At 62.0% G+C, this 17,645-nt stretch carries 19 protein-coding genes and 1 pseudogene; 13 read left to right on the top strand and 7 right to left on the bottom strand.

Annotated elements, in window-relative coordinates:
* Positions 1-2 precede the first annotated feature (2 nt).
* Positions 3-494 (bottom strand): peptide deformylase, encoded by a 492-nt coding sequence (locus RSO67_RS04520; protein ID WP_315842537.1) that lies wholly within the window; start codon positions 492-494, stop codon positions 3-5.
* Positions 491-2,071, bottom strand: a complete 1,581-nt coding sequence (locus tag RSO67_RS04515) for a winged helix-turn-helix domain-containing tetratricopeptide repeat protein (protein WP_315842536.1) — start codon at positions 2,069-2,071, stop codon at positions 491-493. Before RSO67_RS04515 ends, RSO67_RS04520 begins: the two co-directional genes overlap by 4 nt.
* A 192-nt stretch (positions 2,072-2,263) precedes the next feature.
* Here RSO67_RS04515 and RSO67_RS04510 point away from each other — a divergent pair, with 192 nt between their 5' ends.
* Positions 2,264-3,331, top strand: a complete 1,068-nt coding sequence (locus RSO67_RS04510; RefSeq protein WP_410001805.1) for an alpha/beta fold hydrolase — start codon at positions 2,264-2,266, stop codon at positions 3,329-3,331.
* Between the two features lie 12 nt (positions 3,332-3,343).
* On the top strand, positions 3,344-3,850 hold the full coding sequence (locus RSO67_RS04505) for a cytochrome P460 family protein (RefSeq protein ID WP_315842535.1): 507 nt from the start codon (positions 3,344-3,346) through the stop codon (positions 3,848-3,850).
* A 9-nt stretch (positions 3,851-3,859) separates the two neighbouring features.
* On the opposite strand, the gene RSO67_RS04500 is transcribed toward RSO67_RS04505, so the two are convergent.
* Positions 3,860-4,522 (bottom strand): HD domain-containing protein, encoded by a 663-nt coding sequence (locus RSO67_RS04500; protein ID WP_315842534.1) that lies wholly within the window; start codon positions 4,520-4,522, stop codon positions 3,860-3,862.
* A gap of 162 nt (positions 4,523-4,684) precedes the next feature.
* On the opposite strand from RSO67_RS04500, the gene RSO67_RS04495 reads away from it, so the two are divergent.
* Positions 4,685-6,262, top strand: a complete 1,578-nt coding sequence (locus RSO67_RS04495) for an ABC-F family ATP-binding cassette domain-containing protein (protein ID WP_315842533.1) — start codon at positions 4,685-4,687, stop codon at positions 6,260-6,262.
* A gap of 26 nt (positions 6,263-6,288) precedes the next feature.
* On the opposite strand, the gene RSO67_RS04490 is transcribed toward RSO67_RS04495, so the two are convergent.
* From RSO67_RS04490 to RSO67_RS04480, 3 genes are all read right to left on the bottom strand, one after another.
* A complete protein-coding gene (locus tag RSO67_RS04490; RefSeq protein WP_315842532.1) occupies positions 6,289-6,837 on the bottom strand; it encodes a disulfide bond formation protein B in 549 nt (182 codons plus the stop codon).
* A gap of 7 nt (positions 6,838-6,844) precedes the next feature.
* On the bottom strand, positions 6,845-7,003 hold the full coding sequence (locus tag RSO67_RS04485; protein WP_315842531.1) for a DUF5993 family protein: 159 nt from the start codon (positions 7,001-7,003) through the stop codon (positions 6,845-6,847).
* A gap of 72 nt (positions 7,004-7,075) precedes the next feature.
* Positions 7,076-7,564, bottom strand: coding sequence for a MarR family winged helix-turn-helix transcriptional regulator (locus tag RSO67_RS04480; RefSeq protein ID WP_410001804.1), 489 nt, complete (start codon positions 7,562-7,564; stop codon positions 7,076-7,078).
* Between the two features lie 165 nt (positions 7,565-7,729).
* Between RSO67_RS04480 and RSO67_RS04475 the strand changes: the two genes are divergently transcribed.
* The gene (locus tag RSO67_RS04475) at positions 7,730-8,305 is read left to right on the top strand and encodes a DUF308 domain-containing protein (protein WP_315842530.1); all 576 of its coding nucleotides are present in this window, start codon (positions 7,730-7,732) and stop codon (positions 8,303-8,305) included.
* A 142-nt stretch (positions 8,306-8,447) separates the two neighbouring features.
* Positions 8,448-8,795 (top strand): ArsC family reductase, encoded by a 348-nt coding sequence (locus tag RSO67_RS04470; protein ID WP_315842529.1) that lies wholly within the window; start codon positions 8,448-8,450, stop codon positions 8,793-8,795.
* 3 nt (positions 8,796-8,798) lie between these two features.
* Here the strand turns inward: RSO67_RS04470 and RSO67_RS04465 are convergent, their stop codons facing one another.
* The gene (locus tag RSO67_RS04465) at positions 8,799-9,401 is read right to left on the bottom strand and encodes a hypothetical protein (RefSeq protein WP_315842528.1); all 603 of its coding nucleotides are present in this window, start codon (positions 9,399-9,401) and stop codon (positions 8,799-8,801) included.
* Between the two features lie 405 nt (positions 9,402-9,806).
* Between RSO67_RS04465 and RSO67_RS04460 the strand changes: the two genes are divergently transcribed.
* From RSO67_RS04460 to RSO67_RS04425, 8 genes and pseudogenes are all read left to right on the top strand, one after another.
* Entirely contained in the window at positions 9,807-10,562 is a 756-nt protein-coding gene (locus RSO67_RS04460; RefSeq protein WP_089263895.1) for an ABC transporter ATP-binding protein, read from the top strand.
* Positions 10,555-11,301, top strand: coding sequence for an ABC transporter ATP-binding protein (locus RSO67_RS04455; RefSeq protein ID WP_089263896.1), 747 nt, complete (start codon positions 10,555-10,557; stop codon positions 11,299-11,301). Before RSO67_RS04460 ends, RSO67_RS04455 begins: the two co-directional genes overlap by 8 nt.
* Before the next feature lie 70 nt (positions 11,302-11,371).
* A pseudogene (locus RSO67_RS04450) lies at positions 11,372-12,594 on the top strand (ABC transporter substrate-binding protein).
* Between the two features lie 37 nt (positions 12,595-12,631).
* A complete protein-coding gene (locus tag RSO67_RS04445) occupies positions 12,632-13,852 on the top strand; it encodes an ABC transporter substrate-binding protein (RefSeq protein ID WP_315842527.1) in 1,221 nt (406 codons plus the stop codon).
* Positions 13,853-13,918: 66 nt separating this feature from the next.
* Positions 13,919-14,794 (top strand): branched-chain amino acid ABC transporter permease, encoded by an 876-nt coding sequence (locus RSO67_RS04440; RefSeq protein ID WP_089263899.1) that lies wholly within the window; start codon positions 13,919-13,921, stop codon positions 14,792-14,794.
* 1 nt (position 14,795) lies between these two features.
* Entirely contained in the window at positions 14,796-15,764 is a 969-nt protein-coding gene (locus RSO67_RS04435; protein WP_315842526.1) for a branched-chain amino acid ABC transporter permease, read from the top strand.
* A gap of 199 nt (positions 15,765-15,963) precedes the next feature.
* The gene (locus RSO67_RS04430; protein ID WP_089264630.1) at positions 15,964-16,608 is read left to right on the top strand and encodes a DUF47 domain-containing protein; all 645 of its coding nucleotides are present in this window, start codon (positions 15,964-15,966) and stop codon (positions 16,606-16,608) included.
* 14 nt (positions 16,609-16,622) lie between these two features.
* Positions 16,623-17,639 (top strand): inorganic phosphate transporter, encoded by a 1,017-nt coding sequence (locus RSO67_RS04425; RefSeq protein ID WP_089263901.1) that lies wholly within the window; start codon positions 16,623-16,625, stop codon positions 17,637-17,639.
* Positions 17,640-17,645 lie beyond the last annotated feature (6 nt).

Below are 17,645 nucleotides of genomic sequence, written 5' to 3'. Positions count from 1 at the left end.
CTTCAGGCGCGCGACAACTTTTCGAAGCGCTTGATCAGCCGCTCGCGCTTGAGGCGCGACAGGCGCTGAATCCAGAACATGCCGTTGAGCTGGTCGATCTCGTGTTGGTGGCAGACCGCACGCAGTCCGTCGGACTCTTCGATCTGCGTATTGCCGTCGAGATCGTGATAGGCGAGTCGGATACGAGTATGACGTTGGATATCGTCATTCACACCGGGCATCGAGACACTGCCTTCCTGATGCATGATCATCTCGGGCGAGGCCCATGTGATCTCCGGGTTCACATAGGTCCTGGCGCTATCGCCGAGATCGAGCACGACGACGCGCAGGGAAAGGCCGATATGCGGCGCGGTGATGCCGATGCCGGGAGCGGCATGCATGGTGTCGCGCAGATCGTCAGAGAGCGCGCGCAGCGCATCGTCGAACACCGTGACAGGTGCGGCCGGCTGCGCGAGACGCGGATCAGGATAGCGGACGATCGGGCGGATCGTCATTCTGGCAGCCCCGCGGCTTTCAGGGCGACGGCGTAGGTTTGCGCCATCGATTCCACGGGGACGGGGATGCGCGCAAAGAAAGCGGAGACTGTCAGCTCCGGCTCGATGGTCAGCAACTCCTCGACCACCTGTGCGGCGCGTTCATGTTCGCCGGTCTTGACCAGTGCCACGGCGAGCGCGCGGAGTGCGACGGCGAAGCGGCGGTTCTGCAGCAGCGCCTTGTCCGCCCAAGCGATCGCCTCGCTGTAGTTCTCGTCGATGATCGCTGCTATCGCAAGCGCACCGGAAACGAACCAACCGTGCGGATCGAGCGGGTTCAAACGTCGCGCACGATCGAGCAGCGCGCGACCGGCCTGCTGCTGGCCGCGCATGGTCTCGATCCATCCGGCCAGTGCGAGTGCAGTGGCGGAGTTTGGATTGATCGCGAGCGAGCGGCTGAACAATTCGATGGCAGGGTCCTTCGCCGTCTGTGGTTCGGCAAGATTCCAGATCGCAAACGCGGCCATCCAGAGGATTTGCGGATCGTTCGGCATCCGCTCGATGGCGCGATGCGCGAGCACCAGGCCTTCGCTGCGATGGGCGTCGTCTGGGCTGATCCAGCCCTGGAAGTGTCGCTGCGCATGGCAATAGGCCGCTGCTGCCATCGCGGGCGCGTAAGTCGGATCGAGCGCCAGCGCCTGATGCAGGCAATCCAGCGCCGCGGTCATGCTTTCGGGCGTGAAATCGTGTTCGTAGCCGGAGGCGCGCAGCAGCAAGTCATAGGCATCGGGCTTGTTCGGACGGCTGTGCCTGCGCCGTTCGATTTCGGCGATGCGTAGCGTCGGTTCGATGGCGGCGACGGCTTGTTCGGTGATGCGGTCCTGCAGGTCGAATACATCGCTGCGGTCGCCATCGAATTTGTCAGCCCACAGATGCGCGCCGGAACGGGCGTCGATCAGTTGCGCGATGATGCGGAGCCGCTCGCCAGCGCGGCGGACGCTGCCTTCGAGCACGTAGTTGACGCCAAGCGTGCGGCCGACCTCGCGAATGTCGACCGGCTTGTTCTTATAGGTGAAGGACGAATTGCGCGCGATCACGAACAGTCCGCTGCAGCGCGACAGCGCGGTGATGATTTCCTCGGCGATACCGTCGCCGAAATAATCCTGTTCGGGGTCCGCGCTCATATTGTTGAAGGGCAGCACCGCGATCGACAGCCCTTCGGGGTCGGCGGCTTCGGGCAGGAGTTCCGTTGCGGGCGCCGTCACCACGAGCGGCGAGGGGCCGTCGGTCTGTTCGATGACCTCGCCGACAAAGCGAAACCCCTTCCGCGGTAAAGTACGGATCAGCCGCTGCTGCTCGCCATTGTCGCCGATGGCCGTGCGGGCCGCGTTGACCCGGCTGCTGAGCGTCGCCTCGGACACGATGCGGCCATGCCAGACCTCGGCTAGCAGATCGTCACGGCTGACGACCTTGTCCCGGGCGCGGATCAGGAATTCCAGCACGTCGAACACCTGCGGTTCCACCGCCACCGTGTCCGTGCCCCGCCGCAGCTCCCGCCGGTCAGTGTCGAGGACGAATTCGTCGAACTGAAACAGCAAGATAGGGGGTCCAATACCTGTTGTCGCGCCAAGGCCTTGTGCGCAGGAGCGTCCCCTAGCACACCCCGTCTCAACGATAAATCATGGCCTTCTCAAGAGAAAATCGGAGAAATCTTCAAGCGAGGATGCCGGTACCGCGGCATGGTCCGCACATCGACGGCCTTAACCGTCATTGCCCGGAGGATATGCACCATGACGAATGACAAGCGCCACACCAGCCACTTCAACCGCCGCAGTCTGCTGGGCGCGGCGCTCATGGGCATCGCCGCGGCCCAGTTCGGCGGCATCGACTCCGCCGCGGCGCAGGCCGCCAAGGCCGGCAAGCAGCTCCCGGCCATCAAGCGCGGTACGCACACCTCGTTCAAGCCGCTAAAGCAGATCAATGCCGGCGACCTCAGCGTCGCCTATGCCGAGGACGGCCCGGCCAACGGCCCCGTTGTGCTGCTGCTGCACGGCTGGCCCTATGACATCTACAGCTATGTGGATGTCGCGCCGCTGCTGGCCTCCGCCGGCTACCGCGTCATCATCCCGTATCTGCGCGGGTATGGCGGCACGCGCTTCCTCTCCGACGCGACGGTGCGCAATGGCCAGCCAGCAGCGCTGGCCACAGACATCGTCGCGTTCATGGACGCACTGAAGATCGAGAAGGCGGTGGTCGGCGGCTACGACTGGGGCGGCCGCACGGCCGACATTCTCGCTGCGATCTGGCCGGAGCGCGTCAAGGCACTGGTCGCCGTCAGCGGCTACCTGATCGGGAGCCAGGAGGGCAACCGGATGCCGCTGCCGCCGAAGGCGGAGCTCGAATGGTGGTACCAGTTCTACTTCACCACGGAGCGTGGTCGGCTGGGGTACGACAAGTACCGGCACGACTTCGCCAAGCTGATCTGGAAGCTGGCCTCGCCGAAGTGGAATTTCGACGACGCCACTTATGATCGCAGCGCCAAGGCGTTCGAGAACCCCGATCACGTCGCCATCACCATCCACAACTATCGCTGGCGGCTCGAACTCGCCCAGGGCGAGGCGAAGTATGACGAGCTCGAGAAGCGGCTGGCGCAGGGGCCGGTGATTTCGGTGCCGACCATTACGATGGAAGGCGACGCCAATGGCGCGCCGCATCCCGATCCCAAGGCCTATGCCAAGAAGTTCACCGGCAAGTACGAGCATCGCACGGTGAATGGCGGCATCGGTCACAACCTGCCGCAGGAAGCGCCGCGCGAGTTCGCCCAGGCGATCATCGACGCCGACGCGATGGCGCGCTGAAGGAGATCCGGGATGCGATGGATTCTTGCGGCGAGCCTCGCGGCAGGCGTGGTGTCATCCGGGGTATTGGCGGCCTTTGCCGCCAATACCCCCAATCCGGAAAACCTGTCGCCAATCTATGGCGTCGCACTTCCGGATGGCTATCGCAAATGGGAGCTGATCGCGCCGGCGCAGGAGGCTGAGCCTCTGAATGAGCTGCGCGCCGTGGTCGGTAATGACATTGCCATCAAGGCCTATCGGGACGGCAAGCTGCCGTTTCCCGATGGCACGGTGCTGGTGAAGCTGGCCTGGAAGCACACCCAGTCGCCGGAATTCGAATCCGCCTCGATCCCCGGCGCCGCGACCACGGTGCAGGTGATGGTGAAGGATTCGAAGAAATATGCTTCGTCAGGCGGTTGGGGCTTCGGCCGCTTCATTAACGGCAAGCCGGTCGATCGAGCCCAGCACGAAACCTGCTTTGCGTGTCACGAGGCACGCGTGAAGGAGCGGGATTACGTGTTCACGAAGTGGGCGCCGTGAGCGCCCATATCAGGACGCGCCGACCTCGCTCATGAAGGCGGTGAGGAACGCCTCGGTCCGCGCGTGGCGTTGCTGCGCCATGCGTCGGCCGGTGGCGGTGTTGAAGCCCTCCGCGAGCGTCAGCAGTTTGGCCGGCAGATGATCGATCGCAAAATTGCGATCGTCGAATGGGCGATGGCGTGCTGCCGGGTCTTCCGGATCGTACAGGAAGGACTGCATCCGCCCGGCGGTGTAGAAGCAGCGCGCGATGCCGATGGCGCCCATGGCGTCCAGCCGGTCTGCGTCCTGCAGGATCTGCGCTTCGATCGTTTCAGGTGTGATCTTCGCCGAGAAACTATGCGCCGCGATGGCATGGGCAACGCGCTCGAGCCGCTCGGTCGTCCAGCCGAACGGGGCGAGCAGGGTCACCGCGTGTTCGGCAGCGAGGCGCGAGGCACTGGCGCGGAGCGGTGAGCTCTTCTCGACGGCGACGCAGTCGTGCAGCAGCGTCGCTGCCGCCAGGATTTCGGGATCGCCGCCCTCGACTTCCTGGATGGTGCGGACGTTGGACCAGACACGCGCCAGATGCGCGACGTCATGCGATCCGTCATCGGTCTTGACGTGATGCAGAAGCGAAGAGGCCAGCGTTTCGAACGGAGCGAAGGCGGCAGCGATAGCGGTGATCTCGGTCATGGTGTCGTTGTTAGAGGGACCGGGCGATTTTGCCAACGCCACAAGCGCGCCGCAGTTGGCGATTAGTCAGCCGCCATCGTCATTTCAACAGGATGTGTGCTTCGATGGATTTCGCCCAGGTGACAACGCCAGTTCGCTTTGTTTCCCGGGAGAGTTTCGTCCATGCCTGCACACATCACTGTATCCGGTCTGTCTGTCGCGACGGCTGACGGCCGTTCGCTTTTCACCAACCTCAATCTTAGTTTTGGCGCCGAGCGCGCCGGCCTGGTCGGCCGTAACGGCGTCGGGAAATCCACGCTTCTGCGTGTGATGTCGGGCGATCTCGCGCCTCATCAGGGCAGTGTGAGCGTTCATGGCCGGCTGGCGGTGTTGCGGCAGGCGCTGGAGCTCCGTCCCGGCGAGATGGTTGCCGATCTGTTCGGCGCAACTGATGCATTAAATCTTCTCGACCGGGCGGAAGCCGGCACGGCCACGGTGGAAGAGCTTGCTCTGGCCGACTGGGATCTCGAAGCACGGGTGGCCCGATGTCTCGGGCGGGTAAGGCTCGATGTTAGCCATGACGTGGCGCTATCTGCACTTTCCGGCGGCCAGCGGACGCGCGCGGCACTGGCGGCGCTGATTTTCGCTGAGCCGGACGTCCTTCTGCTCGACGAGCCGACCAACAATCTCGACCGTGACGGCCGACGGGCAGTCATCGATCTGTTGGCCGGCTGGCGTGCGGGAGCCATTGTCGTCAGCCATGATCGAGAATTGCTCGACACGATGGATGCCATCGTTGAGCTGACCTCGCTTGGTGCCACGCGTTACGGCGGCAACTGGACACACTATCGCACCCGCAAGGCGCGCGAACTTGCAGCCGCGCAACGCGATCTGTCGGATGCGGAAAAGCGTATCGATGATCTTGCGCGGCAGGCGCAAGCGACGGCCGAGCGTCAGGCGCGTCGGGATCGGGCAGGGCGAAAGAAGGGCGCCAAAGGCGATATGCCACGGATCGCGCTCGGTGGCCTGAAGGATCGCAGCGAAGACACCGGCGGCGAGCATGCGCGGCTGGCGGAACGTCGGCAGGCGCAGGCAAAGGATGCGCTGGCTGCCGCGCGGGAGCACATCGAAGTCCTGCAGCCGTTATCAGTGGCCGTTCCGCCGACAGCGGTTGCGGCTCGCAGGGTGGTTCTGCAGATGGACGGTGTGAGCTTCAGTTATGCAGCCGAGGCGCCGATCATCCGCCATCTGTCTTTCGTCATCACTGGTCCGGAACGTGTGGCGCTGACCGGTCCGAACGGCTCCGGCAAGACGACGCTGCTAAGCCTCATCACCGGCGCGATCCAGCCGATGACGGGCGCGGTACGGATGATGGTCGACTTCGCCATGCTCGACCAGCAGGTCAGTCTGCTCGATCCGTCGCGGACGATCCGCGATAATTTTCGACGGCTTCATCCGCAAGCGGACGAGAATGCCTGCCGCGCTGCGCTGGCGCGATTCATGTTTCGCGCCGATGCTGCGCTTCAGATGGTTGGCACGTTGAGCGGAGGGCAGATGCTGCGCGCTGGTCTCGCCTGCGTCATGGGTGGTGTGTCGCCGCCGGCATTGCTGATCCTCGATGAGCCGACCAATCATCTCGATGTGGATTCCATCGAGGCGGTGGAAGCGGGTCTGCGTGCCTATGATGGTGCGCTCTTGATCGTCAGCCACGATGAGACGTTTCTGGAGAATGTCGGGATTACACGACGGCTGAAATTGTAGCTGACAGCAATTCAGTGTCGCGGTGGCTATCGCTTCAGCAGCTCATATACAACCGGATCATCCGCACAGGCCTTGAAGCCGCATTCGAGCAAGGTCGAGGCGACGTTCGCGGCCGTCAGGCCGATCACGAGCCAGACGGCAATATGCGCGAGGACACTGGGCGTCGAGTGAGCAGCGGGGTCCTTCTCGAATTGCCGGTCGAACAGCAGCACCAGCGACAACAGAACGATGGCCGCGATGAAGCCGATCAGTGCCCAGGTGTAATAGTGATAGCCGAACAGCGCGGTGCCGAAGCCGGGATCGCCGGGCGTGATGTGCAGCAGCACCTGCCGCGTCGAGACAGCGGCGCCGAAGACGGCTGCAAGCAGTGACAGCGCATAGTGGCTGGGGCGCGGGCCGAAGCGAATGCTGAGGATCGGTCCGATGGCAAGCAGTGCAAACATGATCCGCTGCAACAGGCATAGCGGGCAGGGTAATTCGCCGAGCAGCAGCTGTGCAGCAAAGGCGCCGGCAAGCAACGCCGCAAGGGCGTAGAGTGCGAGGACGTTGAGGGCGATAGCGCGCTGTGAGGTCATGATGGCCTCAGAACGACAGTTTCAGCGCGTCGGTGGCGTGGTGCAGGAAGGTCGCCACGCAGGCGATCAGCACCACGGCGAACAGCGACAGCGCGAGCGTGCGGCTGCCATACCATGCGACGAGCGTGGTGATGGCGATCGCCAGGAAAAGTGCGGTGAATTCCATGATCGCTCCGGCGCTGAATGTGTCCGGTATCTTACGACAGATTCGCTGGTGCCCTGTCGCGTGTCATCTGTGTCAGTCGGCGCTCTCCGCCACGGTCGCGCCTGTCTTGCCGGTGTAGTTGGCCACGGCATCGCGAAAAGCATGGACCTCGCTGTTCAGGGCGATCAACCGTTCTGGCGTCATGCCGGCCGCGGCGAACAACGTCTCGCCAAGGCAGCGGGATTTTTCGCGCAGACCCCTGCCTTTGGCAGTGAGGCTGACGACGACCTGCCGCTCATCTTCCGGATTGCGCTTGCGCGCGACGAAGCCAGCCTGTTCGAGCCGCTTCACCAGCGGCGTGACCGTGCTCGATTCCAGCGCCAGCCGGTCGGCGATGCCGCCGACGCTCTGCGCGCCGCCCTCCCACAATGTGCTCAGCACGAGATATTGCGGGTAGGTGATCTCCAGCGCGTCGAGCAGCGGCTTGTAGGCGCGGCCGATGGCCATGCTGGCGCTGTAGAGCGAAAAACAGAGCTGGTGATCCAGCGGAATGTCGGCGGGCACCATCACAATCTTCCTCACGTCAGTATCACAATAATGTATATCGCGATAAATAATACTGGACAAGGCGGGTGATCTGACCGGATAAACATATCGCGATATTAGTTATCGCAATATGTAATTCGGCCGAGGTTCATTCGCCATGCCGGTGGAGAGCGCCCGGTCCAAGCTTCGATGGAGACCAGCATGACCGTCCCACAGGGAACCGCCAGCCTGCCGGCCGTAGCGAGCGGCGACCTCGCACGTTATTACCTCGTCCGCGGCATCGTCGCGGCAGCCTGGGTGGCAGCCGCCTTCACCGTTGGCGTCTCGTCGCCCGGGGCCGCCGCCATCCTGCTGGTCAGCTATCCCGCCTGGGATGCACTTGCGAACTGGTTCGATGCCCAGGGCAGCGGCGGCTTGCTGGCCAATCCCTCGCAGGCGCTGAATGTGGGGGTGAGCCTCATTGCCGCACTGGCCGTGGCCATCGCCTTGTGCACGGGGATGAATGCCGTACTCGCGGTGTTCGGCGTCTGGGCGGCATTGGCGGGCCTCGCGCAACTGGTCACCGGCATCAGGCGCTGGCGCGCATTTGGCGCGCAGTGGGCGATGATCCTGAGCGGCGCGCAGTCGACCGCGGCCGGCCTGTTTTTTATCAAGCAGGCTGGCGGCGCCACAGTGCCGACCATCGTGGACATCGCACCCTATGCCGGTTTCGGCGCGTTCTATTTCCTGGTGTCGGCGTTGTGGCTGATCTTCGCGAACCGCAGGCGAACAGCCTGAAATCTGAGGACAAACCGATGATGCCGGCCCCAGCATCATCGGCCGCCTCTGTGGATGATCGCGGATTTGCTGTCAGGCGCTGCTGCCTGATCTGCTAGTCGGGTCTGAACGACGATCACTCTGGCAGGCACGGCGACATCTCATGGCCATCACCATCTACGGCATCAAGAATTGCGACACGATGAAGAAGGCGCGCACCTGGCTCGACAGCCATGGCGTCGCCTACAGCTTCCATGACTATAAGGCCGAGGGGATCGACAAGACGCGGCTGCAGCGCTGGGCCAAGGAGGTCGGCTGGGAGACGCTGCTCAATCGCGCCGGCACCACGTTTCGCAAGCTCGATGACGCTGCCAAGGAAGGTCTGAACGAGAGCAAGGCAATCGCGCTGATGCTCGAGCAGCCCTCGATGATCAAGCGGCCTGTGCTCGATCTTGGCGGCAAGCTCGTGGTCGGCTTCAAGCCGGAGATTTACGCAAAAGACGTAAAATAGCGATCAGTCGATCTCGACGACGTCGCCGGCTGCGAGCCGGTGTGGTGCACGATAGGACAGGCTGCGATCGATCACCGCGCGGAGTTTCGGCACCGGCACGCTGTGATGGCCGCGCATCAGATTTTTGATTTCGAAGCCGCCGTCCTCGCTGATGGTCTTGAGCGATGCGATGATATGGGTGACGCCATCGCCTGATGAGAACGGCATCAGCATCCGTTCATAGGCGACAACACGACCGTTGACATCGTCGATCATTGAGACGGTGTAAGTCGGCAGTTCGCGCGCGATACATTCATGATAGGCCGGCAGCACGACAGGACCGAGGATCGGGCCGAGATAGTCGTCGAGATAGCGGCCCTTGCCGGTGGTACCATAGGCGCTTGCCATGCGGGTGCCGTTACTGTCGATGATGAGCCGCGGCGGTGCCGTGCTGTGATCAACAATGTAGTCGACGAGATCGGGGCGTTCGTCGTCCATCCGCTCCGGGCGATAGTTGGCAATGTCGGGCAGGGCCTGTTGCGGTGCATAGAGCCGTAGCCAGCAGTTCAGCAGATCGCGCTGCCGAATGGACTTCACCACGGACGCGTCGGCGCTCTGGAAGTCCACGGCAACGATCCCCCTGAAATCGATCGAGGGTAGTATGAGTACAGCGAGCAAATAATCAATGAACGCGGGAAGTCCCCTCGCAATACAATTAACGAGCGATTTTCAAAGCTCCTTGCGGCGCAAACAGATGGTGCGTTCTGCACGGTGGACCGGTCGCCGGCGGACTCTGCTTTCTGTATGCGCAGGGGGGCTAACTGCCTACGACTAAGGGCGAAGTCAGTGCGACAGGCAGTCCACCCAATTCTGCCGCATTGCACCTTGCGTTCGCCGTCGCGTTGACGGCATATTCGCGCCACTCGATGTAGCCGCGCGGGGATGACTTTCAGTTTTCCCCGAAATGCGGCTGCGCAAAAAGTTGGCCACTGGCGGAGACACACGCCGGGAAGGTCGATGGGGGAAATTTGCTTGACCGATGAGTTCATTCTCGAAACCAACGGATTGACCAAGGAATTTGCGGGCTTTTTCGCAGTCCGCGATGTCAGTCTCAAAGTTCGCCGCGGCACCATTCACGCATTGATCGGCCCTAACGGCGCCGGCAAGACGACGTGTTTCAATCTGCTGACCAAGTTCATGCAGCCATCCGCCGGCCAGATTTTCTACAAGGGCAAGGATATCACCGCGACGGCGCCCGCCGACGTGGCGCGCCTTGGCCTCGTACGTTCGTTCCAGATTTCCGCCGTGTTTCCGCATCTGACGGCGCTGGAGAATGTCCGTGTTGCACTGCAGCGCCAGCATGGATCGTCGTTCGACTTCTGGCGCTCCAAGAGCGTGCTGGATCAATACAATCAACGCGCCGCTGAACTGCTCGACGACGTCGGCCTCAGCGAATTTGCCAATACGCCCGCCGTGGAAATGCCCTATGGCCGCAAACGGGCCTTGGAGATCGCCACCACGCTGGCGCTCGATCCCGAGATGATGCTGCTCGACGAGCCGATGGCCGGCATGGGCCATGAGGACATCGACAAGATCGCAGCGCTGATCAAGCGCATCTCGGCGAAGTATACCATCCTGATGGTCGAACATAACCTCAGTGTCGTGTCCAATCTGTCGGACATCATTACCGTTCTGACTCGCGGAAAGGTTCTTGCGGAAGGCAGCTATGCCGACCTGACCAAGGACGAGCGCGTCAAGGAAGCTTATCTGGGAGCCGGGCATGGCTGAGATCACAATGGCCGCACCGGCAACGACTGCAGCAACTGGCAATCCAATTCTCAGCATCGAGAATCTCGAAGCCTGGTATGGCGAGTCGCACATTCTTCACGGCATCAATTTCAACGTGAAGCCGGGCGAAGTCGTCACGTTGCTCGGTCGCAACGGCGCCGGCAAGACCACGACGCTGAAGTCCATCATGGGCATCATCGGCAAGCGCACCGGCTCGATAAAGTTCGAAGGCAACGAGATCATCAAGACCTCGTCGGACAAGATCGCGAAGCAGGGCATCGCATTCTGTCCGGAAGAACGCGGCATCTTCTCCAGTCTCGACGTGAAAGAGAACCTGATGCTGCCGCCGACGATCCGGCCGGGCGGGTTGTCGCTGGATCAGATCTTCGAGCTGTTTCCAAACCTGAAAGAGCGTCTCAACAGCCAGGGGACAAAACTCTCCGGCGGTGAGCAGCAGATGCTGGCGATCGGGCGCATTCTGCGCACCGGCGCGCGCTTCCTGATGCTGGACGAGCCAACCGAAGGTCTGGCGCCCGTCATCATCCAGCAGATCGGCCACACCATTGCGCGGCTGAAGTCGGAAGGCTTCACCATCCTGCTGGTCGAGCAGAACTTCCGTTTCGCTGCCACGGTGGCAGATCGCTACTACATCGTCGAGCACGGCAAGATCATCGATGGCTTCGCCAATTCGGAACTGTCGGCGAATATGGACAAGCTGCATACGTATCTCGGCGTCTAATATCGAATAACGGACCGAGCCAACGGTCCGACGATAGACACAATCATCAATACGGGTAGGGAAGCACAGAATGAAAAAAGCCGTTTCGACGTCGCTGCTGGGTTTTGCGCTGATGATGAGCGCAAGCTCGTTTGCGTTCGCCCAGGACAAGACCGCCAAGATCGGCGTGTTGAACGACCAGTCCGGCCTCTATGCCGACGTAACCGGTGTCGGTTCGACGCTGGCCGCGCAGATGGCCGTCGAGGATTCCGGCCTTACGGCCAAAGGGTGGAAGATCGAGGTCGTGGTTGGCGACCACCAGAACAAGCCGGATATCGGCGTCAACATTGTGCGCCAGTGGTTCGACCGCGACAAGGTCGACGTGATCGTTGATGTGCCGACGTCCTCCGTCGGTCTCGCCGTCAACAACGTCGTCAAGGAAAAGAACGGCGTCTATCTGAACTCCGGCTCCGGCACATCCGATCTCTCCAATGCGCAGTGCTCGCCCAACACCATTCACTGGGCCTATGACACCTATCAGCTTGCCAACGGCACCGGCTCGGCGATGGTCAAGAGCGGCGGCGATACCTGGTTCTTCCTGACCGCGGATTATGCTTTCGGCACCGCGCTCGAGCGCGACACCACCAACGCCGTGACCGCCATGGGCGGCAAGGTGCTGGGCAGCGTGCGGCCGCCGCTGAACACCGCTGACTTCTCGTCGTTCCTGCTGCAGGCGCAAACCTCGAAGGCGAAGGTGATCGGCCTGGCGAATGCCGGTGGCGACACTATCAACTCGATCAAGCAGGCCTCCGAATTCGGCATCATCAAGGGGGGCAGAAACTCGCTGGCCTGCTGATGTTCATTTCGGACGTCCATGCCCTGGGTCTGCCGGTTGCGCAGGGATTGAGCTTCACCGAGACCTTCTACTGGGACCTCAATGACGGCACGCGGTCGTTCTCCAAGCGCTTCCAGGAGCGCATGAAGAACAAGGCCATGCCGACCACCGTGCAGGCCGGCGTGTATTCATCGCTGATCCATTACTTCAAGACGCTGGATGCGATGGGCGGCAACTCTCATGACGGGTTGAAGATCGTCGACAAGATGAAGGCGACCCCGACCGACGATATCATCTTCGGCAAGGGCACCATTCAGCCGAACGGCCGCAAGCTGCACCCGGCCTATCTGTTCGAGGTCAAGAAGCCCGAGGAGTCGAAGGGACCCTGGGACTACTACAAGCTGGTGGCGACGATCCCTGCCGATCAGGCCTTCACGCCACTCGACAAGAGCGCTTGTCCGCTTTTGAAGAAGACCTAATTTAGAAGCCCGTCGTCCAAATCATTGAGAGGAAGTCATGAAAAACAAGATTTCAATCGCACTTCTCGGCACGGCGCTTTCGCTGGCCATGGCAGGCATCGCCATGGCGCAGGACAAAACCGTCAAGATCGGCGCACTCAGCGATCAGTCCGGTCTCTATGCCGATCTCGGCGGCCCGGGCTCAACCCTGGCTGCGCAGATGGCGGCAGAGGACTCCGGTCTGATGGCCAAGGGCTGGAAGATTGACATCATTTCCGGCGATCACCAGAACAAGCCGGATATCGGCTCCAACATCGCGCGGCAGTGGTTCGACGTCGACAAGGTCGACACCATCGTCGACGTGCCGAATTCCGGCGTGGCACTGGCGGTGAACAACATCGTCAAGGAGAAGAACGGCGTCTACATCAATTCGGGCGCCGCGACGTCGGATCTTACCAATGCGCAGTGTTCGCCGAACACCGTGCACTGGACCTACGACACCTACATGCTCGCCCATTCGACCGGGCAGGCGATGGTCAAGGCCGGCGGCGACAGCTGGTTCTTCCTCACTGCCGATTATGCCTTCGGTGCAGCGCTTGAGCGCGATACCTCGGAAGTCGTCAAATCCTCGGGCGGCAAGGTGGTCGGCGGCGTCAAGCATCCGCTCAACACCGCGGACTTCTCCTCCTTCCTGCTGCAGGCGCAGTCGTCGAAGGCCAAGGTCATCGGCCTGGCCAATGCCGGTGGCGACACGACAAACTCGATCAAGCAGGCGGCTGAATTCGGCATCTCCAAGGGCGGTCAGAAGCTCGCGGCATTGCTGCTGTTCATCACCGACGTCAAGGCGATCGGTCTCGAAACCGCGCAGGGCCTGAGCTTCACCGAGACCTTCTACTGGGACCTGAACGACAAGACACGCGACTTCTCCAAGAAGTTCGCGGCGCGCATGAAGAATGGCGCTCCGCCGTCGATGGTGCAGGCGGGCGTGTATGCGGGCCTGATCCACTACTTCAAGGCGCTGGAAGCGCTCGGCAGCAATCCGCGTGATGGCGCGAAGATCGTTGCCAAGATGAAGGAATTGCCGACCGATGATCCGCTGTTCGGGCAGGGCAAGATCGAAGCCAATGGCCGCAAGATTCACCCGGGCTATCTGTTCGAAGTGAAGAAGCCGTCGGAATCGAAGGCGCCGTGGGATTTCTACAAGCTTGCCGGTACAGTGCCAGCCGATCAGGCCTTTACACCGATCGAGAAGAGCACCTGCGCGCTGCTGAAGAAATAAGATCGTTGGCCCGGCGGCGCCGCGCTGCCGGGCCAAGACTTTCCTGCGATAAAAGTTGAGAACAACATGTCGATCAATCTACAGGCCCTGTCTGCGCAATTGCTGGTCGGACTCATCAACGGCTCGTTCTATGCGCTGTTAAGTCTCGGCCTCGCCGTGATCTTCGGCATGCTGAACATCATCAATTTCGCCCATGGCGCCGTCTATATGATGGGCGCGTTTGCGGCATACTTCCTGCTCAATCTGGCCGGCATCGGCTACTGGCCGGCGCTGATCCTGGCGCCGCTGGCGGTCGGCCTGTTCGGCATGGTGATGGAACGCACCATGCTGAAATGGATCGCCAATCTCGACCATCTCTATGGCCTGCTGCTGACCTTCGGTCTGGCGCTGATCATCCAGGGCGTGTTCCAGAATTATTTCGGCTCGTCGGGTCTGCCTTACGCGATCCCGGATGCGCTTAAGGGCGGCATGAATCTCGGCTTCATGTTCCTGCCGATCTATCGCGGCTGGGTCGTCATCTTCTCGCTGGTGGTCTGTATCGCGACCTGGTTCCTGATCGAGCGTACGCGGCTCGGCGCCTACCTGCGCGCGGCGACGGAAAACCCGACGCTGGTCCGCGCCTTCGGCATCAACGTGCCGCTGATGATCACGCTGACCTACGGTCTTGGCGTCGGTCTGGCGGCACTCGCCGGCGTGTTGTCGGCGCCGATCAACCAGGTGCGCCCGCTGATGGGCGCGGACCTGATCATCGTCGTGTTCGCGGTCGTCGTGATTGGCGGCATGGGCTCGATCATGGGCTCCATCATCACCGGTTTCGCCCTCGGCATCATCGAGGGTCTGACCAAGTATTTTTACCCCGAGGCCTCCAACACCGTCGTCTTCGTGCTGATGGTGCTGGTGCTCCTTGTGAAACCTTCCGGACTGACGGGACGGGCTGCCTGATATGACAACGATCACTGAAAACGCCATTCCGTCACCCCGTCGCACCGTCAAAGACGAGATGGTCGCCTTTGCGATCATGACCGCGCTGTTGCTGGTCGTACCGCTCACCGGCGTCTATCCGTTCTTCGTGATGCAGGCGCTCTGCTTCGCGCTACTCGCCTGTGCGTTCAACCTCCTGATCGGCTATGGCGGTCTGCTGTCCTTCGGCCACGCGATGTTCCTGGGCACCGCCGGCTACTGCACGGCGCATGCGCTGAAAGTGTGGGGCCTGACGCCCGAACTCGGCATCGTCGTCGGTGTCGTCGCCGCCGCTGCGCTCAGCGTCATCACGGGCCTGATCGCCATTCGTCGTCAGGGCATCTACTTCGCCATGATCACGCTGGCGCTGTCGCAGCTCCTGTACTTCGTCTATCTGCAGACGCCGTTCACCCATGGTGAAGACGGTATCCAGGGCATTCCGCAGGGCATCCTGTTCGGCCTGTTCAATCTTTCGAAGCCGATCACGCTGTATTATGTGATCCTGGCCGGCTTCACGCTGGGCTTCCTGATCATCTACCGCGCCATCAACTCGCCATTTGGCGAGGTGCTCAAGGCGATCCGTGAGAACGAGCCGCGTGCGGTGTCGCTGGGCTACAAGACCGATCAGTACAAGCTGCTGGCCTATATCCTGTCCGGCACGCTGGCGGGCTTCGCCGGCGCGTTGAAGGTGTTCGTGGCACAGAACGCCTCGCTCACCGACGTGCACTGGAGCATGTCCGGTGAAATCGTGCTGATCACGCTGGTTGGCGGCCTCGGCACGCTGTTCGGGCCGGTGGTGGGCGCCTTCGTCATCATCGCCATGCAGCAATATCTCGCCGGCTTCGGCCAGTGGGTGACGGTGATCCAAGGCGTGATCTTTGTGGTCTGCGTGCTGACCTTCCGCCGCGGCGTCATCGGCGAAATCGCGCATTACTTCAAGCGGTCGCTCTAAATCCAGGCACTGCCTCAGGAAAAGCAGGCTGTCATAAAGCGGTGGATGATCGGGCCTAAAAGGTGCGCGATTGCCCGCCTTGACCGGAAATGCTTTATGACATCCGTGTGACACAGGGCCGCCCGGCGGTGGCCCCGCGGGACCATGTCCGCCATCTGGCGGTCCGGTCGCTGCGTTTTCCTGACAGTTGGATGAGATGATGCTGCGCTGGTTCCGGTCCTTTCTGCCCCGGGAGGAAAGGTTTTTCGACCTGTTCGCCCGCCATTCAGTGACCGTGGTCGAGGGCTCCAAGGCGCTTGCGGGGATGCTGGAAGGCGGCGACGAGACGCCGGTCTACTGCCAGCGCGTCAACCAGTTCGAGAACGACGCCGACGCCATCACCCGCGAGGTGCTGACCGCCGTTCGCCGCACTTTCATCACGCCGTTCGACCGCGTCGACATCAAGAACCTCATCACGGCGATGGATGATTCCATCGACCAGATGCAGCAGACGGCGAAAGCGGTGATGCTGTTCGAGGTGCGCCAGTTCGAACCGCCGATGCGCGAAATCGGCACGCTGCTGGTGGAGTGTGCCAACCTTGTCGGTCGCGCCGTGCCGCTGATGAGCGCCATCGGCGACAATGTCGGCCTGCTCACCGCGATCACCGAGGAAGTCGGCAAGCTCGAAGGCCGCGTCGACGATCTGCACGACATCGGGCTCAAGGAGCTCTTTCTCAAGCATCGCGACGCCAACACCATGGATTTCGTGGTCGGCGCCGAGATCTACAAGCACCTTGAAAAGGTGGCCGACCGCTTCGACGACGTCGCGAACGAGATCAACAGCATCGTCATCGAACAAGTATAAAGCAGGGCCATCAGGTGGACGCCACGCTCGCCTTTCCGGTGCTGATCGGCCTCATCGCCATCGCATTGCTGTTCGACTTTCTCAACGGCCTGCATGACGCTGCCAATTCGATCGCGACGATCGTCTCGACGCGCGTGCTGCGGCCGCAATATGCGGTGCTGTGGGCGGCATTCTTCAACTTCATCGCCTTCCTGGTGTTCGGCCTGCATGTCGCCAACACCATCGGCACCGGGATCATCGAGCCGAGCGTCATCGATCCCGCCGTGATCTTTGCGGCCCTGATGGGCGCCATCGTCTGGAACGTGATCACCTGGGGCCTCGGCATTCCCTCGAGCTCGTCGCATGCGCTGATTGGTGGCTTGCTCGGGGCAGGCGTCGCCAAGGCAGGACTCTCGGCAGCCTTGTGGACCGGACTGTCCAAGGCGCTGCTGGCGATCGTGCTGTCGCCGCTGGTGGGATTCCTGCTAGCGCTGGTGCTGGTGGCCATCGTGTCATGGGCCTCGGTGCGCTCGACACCCTTCGCCGTGGACCGCGCCTTCCGCATTCTGCAGTTCGTCTCGGCCTCGCTCTATTCGCTCGGCCATGGCGGCAACGACGCGCAGAAAACCATGGGCATCATCGCGGTGCTGCTGTACTCGCAGGGCCACCTCGGCACCGAGTTCTCGGTGCCGTTCTGGGTCGTGCTGTCGTGTCAGGCGGCGATGGCCCTGGGCACGCTGATGGGCGGCTGGCGCATCGTCCGCACCATGGGCCTGCGCATCACCAAACTCACGCCGATGCAGGGCTTCTGCGCGGAAACCGGCGGCGCGGCGACGCTATTCGCAGCGACATTCCTCGGCGTGCCAGTCTCCACGACCCACACCATCACCGGCGCGATCGTCGGCGTCGGTGCTGCACGTCGTGTGTCAGCGGTGCGCTGGAACGTGGCGAGTTCGATCGTCTATGCCTGGGTGATCACGATCCCGGCCGCGGCGATCGTCGCCGCCGCGACCTGGTGGATCGTGAAGCTGCTGCATCTGAGCTTTATCTGACGCAGG

It is taken from the genome of Tardiphaga sp. 709 (genome assembly GCF_032401055.1).
Classification (GTDB): Bacteria; Pseudomonadota; Alphaproteobacteria; order Rhizobiales; family Xanthobacteraceae; genus Tardiphaga.
Note: the sequence above shows the minus strand (reverse complement) of the source record. Positions and strands in the feature narration are given on the sequence as shown.